Origin of the sequence: Arthrobacter sp. M2012083 (assembly GCF_000281065.1) — a bacterium.
Lineage (GTDB): Bacteria > Actinomycetota > Actinomycetes > Actinomycetales > Micrococcaceae > Arthrobacter.
Genome location: NZ_AKKK01000039.1, coordinates 15,690 through 29,547 on the forward strand (window position 1 = coordinate 15,690; position 13,858 = coordinate 29,547).

At 62.9% G+C, this 13,858-nt stretch carries 14 protein-coding genes; 8 read left to right on the forward strand and 6 right to left on the reverse strand.

The window, feature by feature from the left end; translation table 11 throughout:
• Positions 1-9 precede the first annotated feature (9 nt).
• The 6 genes from A477_RS0115995 to purM all read left to right on the forward strand — a co-directional run bounded on the left by A477_RS0115995 (position 10) and on the right by purM (position 5,189).
• Positions 10-840, forward strand: coding sequence for a phosphatase PAP2 family protein (locus tag A477_RS0115995; RefSeq protein WP_017199949.1), 831 nt, complete (start codon positions 10-12; stop codon positions 838-840).
• A gap of 154 nt (positions 841-994) precedes the next feature.
• Complete coding sequence (uraD, locus tag A477_RS0116000) at positions 995-1,504, forward strand: 2-oxo-4-hydroxy-4-carboxy-5-ureidoimidazoline decarboxylase (RefSeq protein WP_026005690.1); 510 nt, start codon at positions 995-997, stop codon at positions 1,502-1,504.
• Complete coding sequence (uraH, locus tag A477_RS0116005) at positions 1,501-1,842, forward strand: hydroxyisourate hydrolase (protein WP_017199951.1); 342 nt, start codon at positions 1,501-1,503, stop codon at positions 1,840-1,842. The genes uraD and uraH overlap by 4 nt, the downstream gene beginning before the upstream one ends.
• 90 nt (positions 1,843-1,932) lie before the next feature.
• Positions 1,933-2,265, forward strand: a complete 333-nt coding sequence (locus tag A477_RS0116010; RefSeq protein WP_017199952.1) for a hypothetical protein — start codon at positions 1,933-1,935, stop codon at positions 2,263-2,265.
• Between the two features lie 147 nt (positions 2,266-2,412).
• On the forward strand, positions 2,413-4,044 hold the full coding sequence (gene purF / locus A477_RS0116015) for an amidophosphoribosyltransferase (protein WP_017199953.1): 1,632 nt from the start codon (positions 2,413-2,415) through the stop codon (positions 4,042-4,044).
• Complete coding sequence (gene purM / locus A477_RS0116020) at positions 4,041-5,189, forward strand: phosphoribosylformylglycinamidine cyclo-ligase (RefSeq protein ID WP_017199954.1); 1,149 nt, start codon at positions 4,041-4,043, stop codon at positions 5,187-5,189. Before purF ends, purM begins: the two co-directional genes overlap by 4 nt.
• A gap of 207 nt (positions 5,190-5,396) precedes the next feature.
• Here the strand turns inward: purM and A477_RS0116025 are convergent, their stop codons facing one another.
• The 3 genes from A477_RS0116025 to A477_RS0116035 form a co-directional block, all read right to left on the reverse strand.
• Positions 5,397-6,167 (reverse strand): VOC family protein, encoded by a 771-nt coding sequence (locus tag A477_RS0116025; protein ID WP_017199955.1) that lies wholly within the window; start codon positions 6,165-6,167, stop codon positions 5,397-5,399.
• Complete coding sequence (locus A477_RS0116030; protein ID WP_026005691.1) at positions 6,164-6,946, reverse strand: VOC family protein; 783 nt, start codon at positions 6,944-6,946, stop codon at positions 6,164-6,166. Before A477_RS0116030 ends, A477_RS0116025 begins: the two co-directional genes overlap by 4 nt.
• Positions 6,947-7,129: 183 nt before the next feature.
• On the reverse strand, positions 7,130-7,354 hold the full coding sequence (locus A477_RS0116035) for a DUF3073 domain-containing protein (RefSeq protein WP_011776148.1): 225 nt from the start codon (positions 7,352-7,354) through the stop codon (positions 7,130-7,132).
• 243 nt (positions 7,355-7,597) lie between these two features.
• On the opposite strand from A477_RS0116035, the gene A477_RS0116040 reads away from it, so the two are divergent.
• Positions 7,598-8,503 carry a septum formation family protein gene (locus A477_RS0116040; protein ID WP_237715814.1) on the forward strand — a complete coding sequence of 302 codons (906 nt, stop codon included), beginning with the start codon at positions 7,598-7,600 and terminating at the stop codon, positions 8,501-8,503.
• A gap of 9 nt (positions 8,504-8,512) precedes the next feature.
• Here A477_RS0116040 and clpB read toward each other — a convergent pair whose 3' ends face one another.
• On the reverse strand, positions 8,513-11,170 hold the full coding sequence (gene clpB / locus A477_RS0116045; protein WP_017199958.1) for an ATP-dependent chaperone ClpB: 2,658 nt from the start codon (positions 11,168-11,170) through the stop codon (positions 8,513-8,515).
• A 149-nt stretch (positions 11,171-11,319) separates the two neighbouring features.
• Between clpB and A477_RS0116050 the strand changes: the two genes are divergently transcribed.
• Positions 11,320-11,937 carry a pyridoxamine 5'-phosphate oxidase family protein gene (locus A477_RS0116050; RefSeq protein WP_017199959.1) on the forward strand — a complete coding sequence of 206 codons (618 nt, stop codon included), beginning with the start codon at positions 11,320-11,322 and terminating at the stop codon, positions 11,935-11,937.
• A 24-nt stretch (positions 11,938-11,961) separates the two neighbouring features.
• Here A477_RS0116050 and A477_RS0116055 read toward each other — a convergent pair whose 3' ends face one another.
• Together A477_RS0116055 and A477_RS0116060 are read right to left on the reverse strand one after the other, a co-directional pair.
• Positions 11,962-13,035 carry a sulfate/molybdate ABC transporter ATP-binding protein gene (locus tag A477_RS0116055; RefSeq protein ID WP_017199960.1) on the reverse strand — a complete coding sequence of 358 codons (1,074 nt, stop codon included), beginning with the start codon at positions 13,033-13,035 and terminating at the stop codon, positions 11,962-11,964.
• The gene (locus A477_RS0116060) at positions 13,032-13,844 is read right to left on the reverse strand and encodes an ABC transporter permease (protein WP_017199961.1); all 813 of its coding nucleotides are present in this window, start codon (positions 13,842-13,844) and stop codon (positions 13,032-13,034) included. The genes A477_RS0116055 and A477_RS0116060 overlap by 4 nt, the downstream gene beginning before the upstream one ends.
• Between the last annotated feature and the right edge of the window lie 14 nt (positions 13,845-13,858).

The following is a 13,858-nucleotide window of genomic DNA, read 5'->3' on the forward strand; positions in this document are numbered from 1 at the left end:
GGGACGAGAGTGACGACTGAAGGAAAAGAGGCGCCCGAGCAAGGCGTCAGCGGCGAGGTAAGCCAGGACCGGTTCGTCGCCGGACAGGACCTGACGCGCTGGAAATCTCCTGCAGGGCGGGTGCTCGCCGGAGGTGCCGAAAAAGTCACTTCCCTACTGGGTCCCTATGCCGCGCTGATCATCACCCTTATTGCAGGGCTCGCCGTCACCTTGTCCCTGGCGTTGGTGTTTGGCGAGGTCTACGAGTCGGTGACGGAAGCCGACGGCGTGGCCGGATTGGACGATCCCGTCCTTGCTGCAGCCAAGTCGGTGCGCTCCCCCGCCTTGGACGTGGCTACCACCGCCTACACAAATATTGGCGGCACCGTGGGCGTGCCCATCATTGCCGTGGGCATCATGGTTTTCCTGGCCACCAAACGGCGATCATGGACACCTGTCATCCTGATGCTCGCCGCCGGACTGGGTTCGCTGGTCATAACGCTCCTGGGCAAGCCGCTCTTCGGCCGCGCCCGCCCGGACCTCGTCGATGCCATTCCTCCCTACGAACACTCGGCGTCATTCCCCAGCGGCCATTCGCTCAACTCGATCGTGATCGCAGGAATCGTGGCGTACTTGATCATCCTCAGGCTCAAGACCACCAAGGCGAGGGTCATTACTGTGCTCGTGGCAGCAGCGTTCGCCTTCACCATGGGCCTAAGCCGCGTCTATCTGGGTCATCACTGGCTGACGGACGTCCTTGCAGCCTGGGCCATTGGCATCGCGTGGCTGGCGCTGGTAATTACGGCGCACCGCCTGTACCTCACAGTCCGGACACGCCGTCACAGCGCGGTAGTCTCTTGACACCAGCCCGTCCACTCGGCTTAACTGATTACGTATGCTGAAATAACAGTTCCATGATGCGGAAGCTTGAAGCACCTGCTTCCTCCTGCGCCAGCAGGAGTTCCGCATAGCCCACACCATGGATGCCAGCATTTTGCATGAGGATGACACAAGCATGGAGCTTGCAGTATTCAACAGTGTTGATCGGGACGAGGCCATCAGGACCCTGACCCCTTGCCTGGACATCCGCCGCTGGGTGGAAACCATCGTGGACGCGCGCCCCTACGCCAGCGTCGACGAACTGCTGGGGCAGGCCCAGCGCGCCGCCGAACCGTTCACTGCTGCTGAGGTGGAGTCCGCCATGGCGCACCACCCCCGGATCGGCGAACGCCCCAAGGCCCAGACCACCGAGGCGGCCATGTCGCGTTCGGAGCAGGCAGGCGTGGATCCCGCCGACAACCAAACAACAGCCGCACTCGCCGAGGGAAACCGGGCGTACGAGGAAAAATTCGGCAGGGTCTTCCTGATCCGCGCGGCAGGTCGCAGTGCGCAGGAAATGCTCGGCGCGCTCCAGGAACGCCTCACCCACACCCCTGAAGAAGAAGACACGATCGTGGCCGGCCAGCTACGGGAGATCGCACTGCTGCGCCTCTCCGGACTGATCAGCGAAGGAGTCAACGCATGAGCGTTTCACAAGTAACAACCCACATCCTGGACACCGGTTCCGGCCGCCCGGCGGCGGGTGTCGCCGTCGTACTTTACGTCCGGGAAGGTGACGACTGGACCTTGGTGGCGAAGGGCGAAACCGACGCCGACGGCCGCATCAAGACCCTTGGTCCGGAACGGATTCCCGGTGGTGCTTACCGTCTGAACTTCGCCACCGGCGCCTACTATGAGGGCCTCGGCACGGAGACGTTCTTCCCTGAAGTTGACCTCAACTTCACAGTTTCGGACGCCGGCGAGCACTACCATGTGCCGCTCCTGCTGAGCCCGTTCGCTTTCTCGACGTATCGCGGCAGCTAGCCCACCCCGCCGAAGTGACAGATAAACCCCATGTTCTCCGGAAACATGGGGTTTATCTGTCACTTAGGGGAGAAAGGTACGCTTGAAGACATGGCTTCAGAGGACACCACCCCCAACCCCGCCCGCCGCGAGATTACGGTTCGCCGGGCACCCAAGTTTGTACCCTTCATGATTTTGGGAGCCGTGGTTGGTGCAATCGTGGCCGCAATCATCGCGTACGGCCGCCAGGCCGACCCCGCTTTTGACGCCGGCACCGTGTTCGGATTCTTCCTCATCGTCTGCGCAGGCGGCGGCGTCATCCTGTTCTCCATCCTTGCCCTGATCCTTGACCGCCTCAGCGTCAAGCGCACCCAGCGCGCCGTGGTGGAGCCCGTTCCGGACTCGGTTCCGGATGAAGGACCAGAGAACGACGACGTCCGCTAAGTCAGGCGCCCGCCTTGCCTCTTCACCGGGGTACCAAATGTGAGACACGCCGCATTTTCGCGGGAACACGCCAGTTCTGCGCCGGTTCCGGGGGTCACATAGGCAATCGGGGAACGTACCACGGCCACAACATGAGACAATCGACCAGTGGCACGTGGCGACGGAAAACTTTCTCATGATCTTCTCCCCGGCGAAAAAGGCCCCCAGGACGCTTGTGGCGTCTTTGGGGTTTGGGCTCCCGGTGAAGAAGTAGCAAAACTCACCTATTACGGGCTGTATGCGCTGCAGCACCGCGGACAAGAATCGGCTGGTATCGCTACCAGTGACGGCAAGCGCATCAATGTCTATAAGGACATGGGCCTTGTGTCCCAGGTCTTCGATGAGACAACCCTGAACACCCTCACCGGGCACCTGGCCGTTGGCCATTGCCGGTACTCCACCACCGGTGCAAGCCACTGGGCCAACGCGCAGCCAACCCTGGGTGCAACAGCAACCGGCACGGTTGCCTTGGCTCACAACGGCAACCTGACCAACACCGCTGAACTCCGGGAAATGATCCTTGAGCGCAACGACGGCCAGCTGACCGGTGAGATGAAGCAAGGCAATACCTCGGACACCGCTCTGGTGACCGCTCTCCTCGAGGGCGAAGAGGGCAAGACCTTGGAACAGACCGCCCTGGAACTGCTCCCCAAGATCAAGGGTGGCTTCTGCTTCGTCTTCATGGACGAAGGAACCCTCTACGCGGCCCGCGATACTTACGGCATCCGCCCGTTGTGCTTGGGCCGCCTGGAGCGAGGCTGGGTTGTCGCTTCCGAGCAGGCCGGCCTGGCCACCGTTGGTGCCAGCTTCATTCGTGAAATCGAGCCCGGCGAATTCATCGCCATCGACGAGGACGGCGTCCGTTCCCAGCGCTTCGCCGAGGCAACCCCCGCCGGCTGTGTTTTCGAGTACGTCTACCTGGCCCGCCCGGATGCTGCCATCGCCGGCCGCTCCGTGTACGAGGCGCGCGTGGAAATGGGTCGCCAGCTGGCCCGCGAAAACACCCACGAGGCAGACCTTGTTATCCCGGTGCCCGAGTCCGGCACACCCGCCGCTGTGGGCTACGCAGAGCAGTCCGGCATTCCGTTTGCGCACGGCTTCGTCAAGAACGCCTACGTGGGCCGCACGTTCATCCAGCCGTCGCAGACCCTGCGCCAGCTGGGTATCCGCCTCAAGCTCAACGCCCTGGAATCCGTGATCCGTGGCAAGCGCATAGTGGTGGTGGATGACTCGATCGTCCGCGGCAACACCCAGCGGGCTATCGTTCGGATGCTCCGCGAAGCCGGTGCCGCCGCTGTGCACGTCAAGATTTCCTCTCCCCCGGTTCAGTGGCCCTGCTTCTACGGCATCGACTTCGCGTCCCGCGCGGAGCTCATCGCCAACGGCGCAACCATCGAGGAGATCTCACAGGCAATCGGCGCTGACTCGCTGGCCTACATCTCCGAAGACGGCATGATCGGCGCTACCCAGCAGCCGCGCGAACGCCTCTGCACGGCCTGCTTCACCGGCAAGTACCCCATCGAGCTGCCGCACGCGGACAAGTTGGGCAAGAACCTGCTGGAGCGCACCGACCTTGGTGGCCTGGAACCGGCCGCTCCGTCCGACTCCGTGGACGATTCCGAGGACCCTGCTGAGAAGCCGGGCGCCACGGGTTGCGATCCCGGACCTGACGCCGAATTCGAAAACCTGCTTACCGACGCTGATCGTTTGACCGACGCCGACAAGAAAGAGTCTGTATGAGCTCCGCAACACCCGCCGCTGAGAATAACTCCGGTATCACCTACGCCTCCGCGGGTGTCGACGTCGAAGCGGGAGACCGCGCAGTCGAACTCATGAAGGGCGCCATCAAGGCGACGCATAACTCTTCGGTGATTGGCGGCGTCGGCGGTTTCGCTGGCCTGTACGACGTCTCCAAGCTGCTGACGTACAAGAAGCCCCTGCTGGCGACGTCCACTGACGGTGTTGGCACCAAGGTTGCCATTGCGCAGGCCATGGACATCCACGACACCATCGGTTTTGACCTGGTGGGCATGGTGGTGGACGACATCGTTGTGGTGGGTGCTGAGCCCCTTTACATGACGGACTACATCGCGTGCGGCAAGGTTGTCCCGGAGCGCATCGCGGACATCGTCCGCGGCATCGCTGCTGCGTGTTCCGTCGCCGGCACCGCCTTGGTGGGTGGCGAAACCGCTGAGCACCCGGGTCTCCTGGGTGAGCACGAGTACGACGTCGCAGGTGCCGCAACCGGCATCGTCGAAGCCGACGCCCTGCTCGGCCCGGACCGCGTCCGCGCAGGCGACGTCGTCATCGGCATGGCTTCCTCCGGCCTGCACTCCAACGGCTACTCCCTGGTCCGCCGCGTCATCAACCACGCCGGCTGGGCCCTGGACCGCCAGGTCTCCGAACTCGGCCGCACGCTGGGCGAAGAGCTCCTGGAACCGACCCGCGTTTATGCCGCCGACTGCCTCGACCTCGCACGCACCTTCCCGGTCACGGGCGGCGCAGCAGTTCACGGCTTCAGCCACGTCACCGGTGGCGGCCTTGCCGCCAACCTGGCCCGCGTCCTCCCGCAAGGCCTCGTAGCAACAGTGGACCGCAACACCTGGGAACTGCCTGCGATCTTCAAGCTCGTCTCCGAGCTCGGCAACGTTCCGTTGGCCGATCTGGAGCGCACGCTGAACCTCGGTGTGGGCATGGTTGCCATTGTTTCCGCCGAAGCAGCCGATGCTGCAGTGGCCCGCCTCAACGACCGCGGCCTGCCGTCCTGGGTCATGGGCACCGTTTCTGCCGACAGCGACTCGATCGACAAGACCGGCCCGGACTACGTCCAGGGTGCCAAGGGTGTCGACGGCGGCGCTGTCCGCTTGGTGAACGCCTACGCCTAAGCGGTTTATCGCTCCGTGAAGAGAGCGGCCGGGCAGTCTCGAACTGCCCGGCCGCTCTCTTTGTTTTGCATGTGAGTCAGTTGCGACACACATATGTCCCCCCGCCGCGGAAAAGGGCGTCCGACGCCCACATCCGGGCAGCGCCGGGCCGTTTGCGAGGCAGTAGGGAATATGCGCGGCGCCCATGCGGCACCGCCTATGACCGTCCTAGACCTGGATCAGGCTAAGGACACCACCCTGCGGGTCCTGAATGGTGGCAAGGGACCCTGTTTCGGGTTTGTCCTCCGGTTCAACGAGGAGCTCTCCCCCGGCTGCGGCTGCCGCTTCCGCTGCTTTTCGCAGATCCGCGACGCCGAAGTAGATCTGCCAGCCTGCCTCGTCGCCTTCATCGGCAGGAACTATGCCAGCCACTTCGTCACCCTTGACCATCAGTGTGCTGTAGCTGCCGCCGTCGTCCTGGGGATATTCGGTGACCTCATGCCCGAAAAGCTGCTGGAAGAACGCGACGGCGGCTTGCGGCTCGGGCGTCAGCAATTCCGCCCACGCCAACGCCCCGGGCTCGTTGAACAAGTGGCTGCCCACATGAGTTCCGGCCTGCCAGATACCGGTGGTGCCGCCACCCGGAGGCTCGATGAACGCCAAGACCCCGGTGTCGGCCACAGCCTCTGGGCCAAACTGGAGCTTTCCTCCTGCGTGGACTGCGTCCTCCGCAATTTCCTCGGTGTCTGTGGCCGAGATGTAAACGTTCCACTGCCCGTGTGTTCCGGCGGCCTCCTGCATGGGGTTCTGCGGGGCGATCACAGCCACCAGCTGATCCTTGACGAAGGCCTGCGCATAACTGCGACCGTCCGGCGTGGGCAGGTCCTTGAAAGTCCAGCCGAAAACCTGTTCATAGAAGGTCTTGGCTGCTGCGACGTCGCGTGTCTGGAGGTCGGCCCAGCACGGCTCACCGTTGGCGTAGTGCTTGCGTGAGGTCATGCTGCCAAGCCTGTCATGATGCTGAACGCTGCTCCGGCTGGGTCCATGAGAACTGCCATTCGCCCAACTCCCGGCACATCAAAAGCCGGGGCAATGATGTGGCTGCCCAGCTCAACTGCTTGCTTCACCGTGTCATCAATATCCACCACGTTGAAGTACGTCATCCAGAACGGTGACAGCCCTTCAATAGGCAACTTGAGTGCACCCGCAATACGCTTTCCATCCACGAGCAGGCTCGTGTACTCCTGCAGGTCGCCGGCGGGCGCAGTCTCGCTGGTGCAACCTGTCACGGCCTCATAAAACGCCACGGCCTTGTGGACGTCGTCTGTCTGCAGTTCATTCCAGATCATGGTCCCGGGCTCATTGACCAAGCCCGAACCGGGATGGTTGCCGGCTTCCCAGAAGCCGATCTGAGCGCCGGTCGGATCTGTGGCGAAAAACATACGTCCGCTGCCGTTAGGAACCGAGTCTGGAGGGACAACAAGGGTCCCGCCAGCCGCTTCCACGCGCTGGGCGGCCTCGTCCGCCGAGTCAACGGCAAGATAGTTCGCCCAGTAGGACGGCATTCCTTCCGGGGCATCAGGCAGTTGCTGCATCATCCCGGCGACATAGCGGCCCTTGAGCTTGGCCATGTAATAGGTCATGCCATTTCCGGCATCCATGGCATCCAGCTCCCACCCGAAGAGGTCGCTGTAGAACTTTTTGGAAACTTCAATGTCGGTGGAGGACAGGTCCACCCAACACGGTGTTCCCTGCTGATAACTCTCGACCTCCGGCATGATTTCCCTTTCGATGCGCTCGAGCTCCAGCCTACGCAAAAAAGAGCCCCCAGGGTACGCCAAAGAATGGCGTGGCCTGAAGGCCCTTTTCAAAAGATATACGGCATTCGGAAATGCGCGATGACCTTGGTGTACGACGGCGGTCCGCAACTCAGTGCCGTAAGCACCTGTTGGTTGCGACAGCTATCCGATCCGACGGGTGTCTACCTCGTCGTCGTCATCTTCCGCGTACTTGTCCTCGTAGGCCGAATAGTCCGGCTCCGGGGGATCGTCGGGGAAGTGGCTCTTGACACGACTAGACGGACCCGTGAGCTCCCGCTCAAGTGCCGAGTAGTCAGTGTTCGGGGAATAGTACTTAATGTCCCGAGCCTGCTTGGTAGCTTTTGCCTTTTGACGGCCGCGCCCCATGGCGTGACCCCCTTTTGTACTTGGACCGGAGGTGGTCACCTTGGCTATCGGTGAGGCCCCGGAATGTTTGGTCAATTTGTCGTATGTCTAGATTACATGCTTTCGAGGGTGCCCGCGCGCCACCACGGCCCCGCGTCCGGGCCGACGACGGTTGAAACCACGCCGTTACACCTCCACGAGAAGCAAAAATTGGGTAGAGTCTGCCTCAATGCGGCTCCACAGCAGGAAGGCACACCCGGGAATATGAGCCAGGACAACACTTCACCCCGTGACGGTTCACGACGCGAACAAGGCGAGGATGGAGTGCCCCCTGCGCCCCAAACACCACCTTCGCCGGGCCAGCAACCGCCAGCCCCTCCCTGGGTGCCACCCTCGGGTCTGCAACCGGATCCCGCACCCGAGCTCGATCCCGACTTTGTTCCCAATCCGACAGGCCAGCCCGATCCTGCGCTGCCCCCCACGGATTCAGAGCCAGCTGGGGGTTCAGCGTCGCCGGAAAATGCCCATGCACCCCTTTACGCCAATGCACCTGTTTACGCGGGGCAGCAACCCTATGCCGGTCAGCAGCCCTACACAGGTCAGGAGTGGCGGCCGGAGCCGCAGGGGGACCAAGCCCCACACGGACAGCCGGAACCTCATGGCGATCCGGTCAAACGGCAGCGGTTGGTTATTGGCGGAATCGTTGTTGGCGTTCTCATACTCATCGGCGTTGTGATTTGGGTCTTGCTTAACTTGTTGGGCACCCGCCCGGAAGCCGCCGTATCCACACCCAGCGCGGCTCCGAGCGCCGGGCCCCTCCCCCGTGATGCAGAGGCCAAGGACTTCCAGGTGGGCGACTGCTTTGCCGACTTTGATGCCAATGCCTCCAAAGCCAGGGCTGTGGCCTGCGACACCGGGCACTCGGCCCAACTCGGTGCCATCTTCAGCTACGGAGCTGACGAGTCCTTCCCCGGCACGAATGCCCTGAGGGACAAAGGGCGCGAGGTTTGCAAGGACGTGAAGCTCAACGCAGCGGCCGACAACTACGTGCTGCTCCAGCAGAACGTTTACCCGAGCACCACCAGTTGGGATCGGGGCGACCGCCGCGTTGATTGCTTCATCGTGGTGGATTCCGGCAACACCATCACCGAAGATCTCCTCACGAAGTAGCCTGAAACGCTACTTCCGACGAACCGTGAGGCCAGTACCTGCGGGAGTGCCGCCGTCGGGACCTGTCAGCGCTTCGAAGCCCTCAACTGTGAGTTCGTCGAGGTCCGCAGCAGTATCCACCAGCACGGTGTCGCCGTCGCTGATTTCGCCTGCAAGAATCTCCTTGGCGAGGCGGTCTCCGATCTCCCGTTGAACCAACCTGCGCAGCGGCCGTGCACCGTAGGCGGGATCAAATCCGGACATGGCCAACCAGGCGCGTGCCGCATCGGTTACCTCAAGGCTTAGGCGGCGATCGCGGAGCCGGTTGCTCAGCTCGGCGACGTGCAGCTCAACGATCCGGGCAAGTTCCTCGACTGTCAGTGGATCGAAGAGGACGATCTCATCCAAGCGGTTCAGGAACTCGGGCTTGAAGGATGCCTGGACCACGGCCATGACAGCTTCCCGCTTGGCCCTTGCATCCAGTGACTGGTCCACAAGGAACTGGCTTCCGGAGTTGGAGGTCAGCACCAGGATGGTGTTGCGGAAGTCCACGGTGCGGCCCTGACCGTCGGTGAGGCGGCCGTCGTCGAGAACCTGCAGGAGGATGTCGAAGACCTCAGGGTGGGCCTTCTCCACCTCGTCCAGCAGCACTACGGAGTAGGGCCGGCGACGGACAGCCTCCGTGAGTTGGCCGCCTTCTTCGTAGCCGACGTATCCCGGAGGGGCACCCACCAGACGGGCGACCGAGTGCTTCTCGCTGTACTCGGACATATCGATCCGGATCATGGCGCGTTCGTCATCGAAGAGGAAGTCTGCCAACGCCTTTGCCAGCTCGGTCTTGCCGACGCCCGTTGGACCGAGGAACAAGAACGAGCCCGTAGGACGGTTGGGGTCGCTGATGCCGGCACGGGCACGGCGCACGGCGTCTGACACAGCTTGGACAGCTTTGGTCTGCCCGATGAGTCGCTTGCCGAGCTCCTCTTCCATGTGCAGCAGTTTCTGGGACTCGCCTTGGAGCATGCGGCCGGCCGGGATACCAGTCCAGGCTGAAATGACTTCCGCGATGTCGTCCGCAGTTACGTCCTCGGCAACCATCAGTTCCGGTTTCGAATCGCCCCGGGCGGACTCCTCCTCGGCAGCGGCGCTCAGCTCCCGCTCCAGAGCGGGCAGTTCGCCGTAGAGGATCCGCGACGCCGATTCCAGGTCACCCTCGCGTTGGGACTTGTCCGCTGCGGAGCGCAGTTCGTCGATTTTCGCTTTGAGATCGCCCACCCGGTTGAGTCCGGCTTTCTCCGCTTCCCAGCGCGCGTTCAAAGCGCTGAGCTCTTCGTTCTTATCGGCTTTGTCCGCTCGGATCGCAGCCAATCGTTCCACCGAAGCAGGATCAGTTTCCCCTTGCAGGGCCAGTTCCTCCATGGTCAGACGATCCACGGCGCGGCGGAGCTGGTCAATTTCTTCCGGCGCGGAATCGATTTCCATGCGGAGCCGGGATGCGGCCTCGTCCACGAGGTCGATTGCCTTGTCCGGAAGCTGGCGGCCCGAGATGTATCGATTGGACAGCGTTGCGGCTGCGACCAAAGCGGAGTCGGCGATGGCTACTTTGTGGTGCGCCTCGTAACGTTCCTTCAAACCACGAAGAATACCGATGGTGTCCTCGACGCTGGGCTCCCCGACGTACACCTGCTGGAAACGGCGTTCCAGGGCAGGATCTTTTTCAATGTTCTCGCGGTACTCGTCCAAGGTGGTGGCACCAATCAGGCGCAATTCACCGCGGGCCAGCATGGGCTTGAGCATGTTTCCTGCGTCCATGGCGCTGTCACCGGTGGCACCAGCACCCACTACCGTATGAATTTCGTCGATGAACGTCACGATCTGGCCGTTGGAGTTCTTGATCTCCTCCAGGACGGCCTTCAGGCGTTCCTCGAACTCACCGCGATACTTTGCACCGGCCACCATGGACGCCAGATCCAGGGCGATGAGCGTTTTGCCACGCAAACTTTCGGGGACGTCGCCGGCCACCATGCGCTGCGCAAGGCCTTCGACGACGGCGGTCTTACCGACGCCCGGCTCACCAATGAGCACGGGGTTGTTCTTGGTACGGCGGCTCAGGACCTGGACGACGCGCCGGATCTCGCTGTCGCGTCCGATGACGGGATCCAGTTTGCCCGAGCGGGCGACGGCGGTCAGGTCCGTGCCGAACTTCTCCAAGGCCTGGAAGGTATTTTCAGGATCCGGAGAGTTGACGTTCCTGTCCCCCCGGACACCCGGCAGGGCGGCGAGCAGCGCTTCGTGGGAGGCGCCGGCGTCACGCATTAATTTCCCGACGGCGTCGCTTCCGGCCGAGAGTCCGAGCAGTAGGTGCTCCGTGGAAACAAAGGAATCGCCGAGCTTGTCAGCCTCGTTCTGGGCAGCTTGGATGGCCTGCATGGACTGGCGTGACAACTGCGCCTGCTGGACCGAACTGCCCGAGGACGACGGCAACGACTTGATGGCTGAGCTGGCTTGCACGCTCACGGCGTCCGGGTCCGCTCCCGTGGCACGCAACAGCGCGACGGCGACGCCCTCACGCTGGTCCATCAGGGCTTTCAACAAGTGTGCGGGCTCGAGCTGCGGGTTGCCCGCGGTCGAGGCGTTCATGGCGGCCGCAGAAAGGGCCTCCTGGCTTTTGGTGGTGAATTTGACGTCCAAAGAGTGCTCCCTTTCTGGAGTTGAACCAATACTTTCAAAGTTGAGTCTACTACGCTCAACTTCGATATTTGGTCCACTGGGTTCCATGTTTGCCCACGGCGAAACCAGTGTCCAGAGTCCACCGAAATCAAGGGAAGTAGGCTGGGGCCATGGACACCATTTCCAGCGTGGATGAACTCGAAGAACTGATCGGATTGCCCTTGGACCGTGTGCGCCGGAAAGTGCGGACGTCGCTGAGCGATTTCGACCGCCAATGGCTGGCAGCCAGCCCGTTTTGCGTGATCTCGACTTCGGACGCGCAGGGCCGCGTGGACGCCTCACCCAAGGGCGATCCCGCTGGCTTCATTCATGTCCTGGACGAGCACACAATCGCCATACCGGAACGCCCCGGCAACAAGCTCGCCTTCGGCTTCCACAACATCCTGGAGAACCCGAACGTGGGCATCCTGTCCGTAGTCCCGGGCAGAACAGACACCCTGCGGATCAACGGAACGGCGGAAATCGTTCGTGACGCCGACTTCTTCGACCACATGGTGGTCAAGGGGCACCGGCCGCGTGCCGCTGTTGTGGTTGCTGTCGAGGAAGTGTTCACCCATTGCGGTAAAGCCTTCATGCGAAGCGGACTGTGGCAACCGGAAACCTGGGACACTGACGGCCTTCCGAGCATCGCCATGCTGTCCCGGACCTACACGCAACCCGAAACGTCGCTGGAGGATCTGGAGTCTTACTACGGGCCGTCCTATGCGGAGCGAATGTACCGGGAGTAACCCCGTGGCTTCACGCCGGGGTATTCATGCCGGGTAGACCGATACCAGCGCGGACTTGACCACAAACCTGACTTCCATGCCCGGCACCAAGCCCAGGTCGGCGGACGCGGCGGGGGTGATGTCGGCTGACAAAGCCTGCGCCGAATGACCGTCGCCGGCGCGGACTCGGATCTGGTCCCCGTACGGTTCAAGGTCCGTGATGGTCACCGGGAAGGAATTACGCGGACTTCCATGGACGTCGCCCAGGAAGACGGAGACGCTCGACGGCGGGAAGGCGGCCACGCCCGCCTGGCCGGGCACTGGTGACCAGTCCGGATCATGCTGGCCCGCGAAAACCCGGCCATCCGGCGTCGTAATTCCCTCGGAGGCAATGGTCCCGCTGACGAGGTTGAGGCCGGCGAGGCCCGCAGCAAAGTGGCTTCGCGGCCTTTCAAGGACCTGACGCGTGGATCCTTCTTCCGCGATACGTCCCTTCTCCACCACGATGACCCGGTCGGCGAGCATGTAGGCGTCCAGGATGTCGTGCGTGACGATGATGGCTTTGCGGTCCCGAAGGACTCGTTTGAGGACGCGGCGGAGCAATGGTGCTGCGTGAATGTCGAGGGCGGACATGGGCTCGTCAAGGAGCAACAACTCGGGCTGAGCAGCCAAGGCGCGTGCCACCGCGACGCGTTGGGCCTGCCCGCCGGACAACTGGGAGGGCTTCCGGTCAGCAAGGGGCAGGGCATCAACTTCGGCAAGCCAGTGTTGTGCCGTTTCCCGCGCGGCTGCCTTCGAAGCGCCCCCACTACGCGGCCCGAATGCCACGTTGTCCAAGGCATTCAGATGCGGAAACAGGAGAGCTTCCTGGGCCAGAAGCGCAGTCCCCCGCAGATGTGGCGGGCTCCAAAAGTGGGTGCGGCCGTCGAGCTTGAACAGATCCTTGTGGCCGATTCGCGCCGAGCCGGCATCCGGCCGCAGCAGGCCGGCAATCACGCCCAGCAGAGTGGACTTCCCGGCACCATTGGGCCCGAGTATTGCCACTGTTTCACCTTCAGCGAGGCTTAGGGCCATGTCGAAGTTCCTGGCGCGGACGCTGGCCTGTAGCTCGAAGCTCATGGCCCGACCTCCACGGGACTGCTGCTCCGCCGGCGCCCGTAGCTGAGCCCAACCACCGCAACGGCAACCGCCACCAGCACCAAAGAAAGCGCGACGGCGGCGTCCGCATCGGCCTCACGCTGCAAGTAGATTTCGAGCGGAAGGGTTCGCGTGATCCCTTCCAAACTGCCGGCAAAGGTCAAGGTGGCACCGAACTCACCCAGGCTTCGCGCGAACGACAACACAGCACCTGACGCTAGCCCGGGCAACACCAGCGGGAGCGTTACGCGACGAAGAACGGTGGTGGGCCGCGCCCCGAGGGTCGCTGCGACAGCCTCGTATCTGCTTCCGGCCGATCTCAGTGCGCCTTCCAGACTGACCACCAGGAACGGCAGCGCCACGAAAGTCTGGGCCAAAACCACCGCCGAGGTGGAGAACGCGATCTGGATCCCGGCCAGTTCAAGGGACTTTCCCAGGAGTCCCTGCCGCCCGAATGTGTATAGGAGAGCGAGTCCGCCGACGACGGGCGGCAGCACCAGCGGCAACAGGACGAAGGAGCGGAGAAGCCTTTGTCCGGGGAACTCGCTGCGGGCAAGTACCAGTGCCAGAGGAACTCCCAGGACGACGCAAAGGACGGTGCTGGCCGCTGAGGTCCTCAGGCTCAGGCCCAAGGCGGCAAGGGACGACTCCGAGGTGATGAGTGGAATGAACTGCGGCCAATTCACGCGCAGCAGCATCGCCGCCAAGGGAAGCACCATCAGAAGTCCACCCACAGCGGCAACACCATAAATCCACCGCGGAATGCCGTGGTAGCCGCTGCGCTTGATCATGGTGCCGTGGCCTC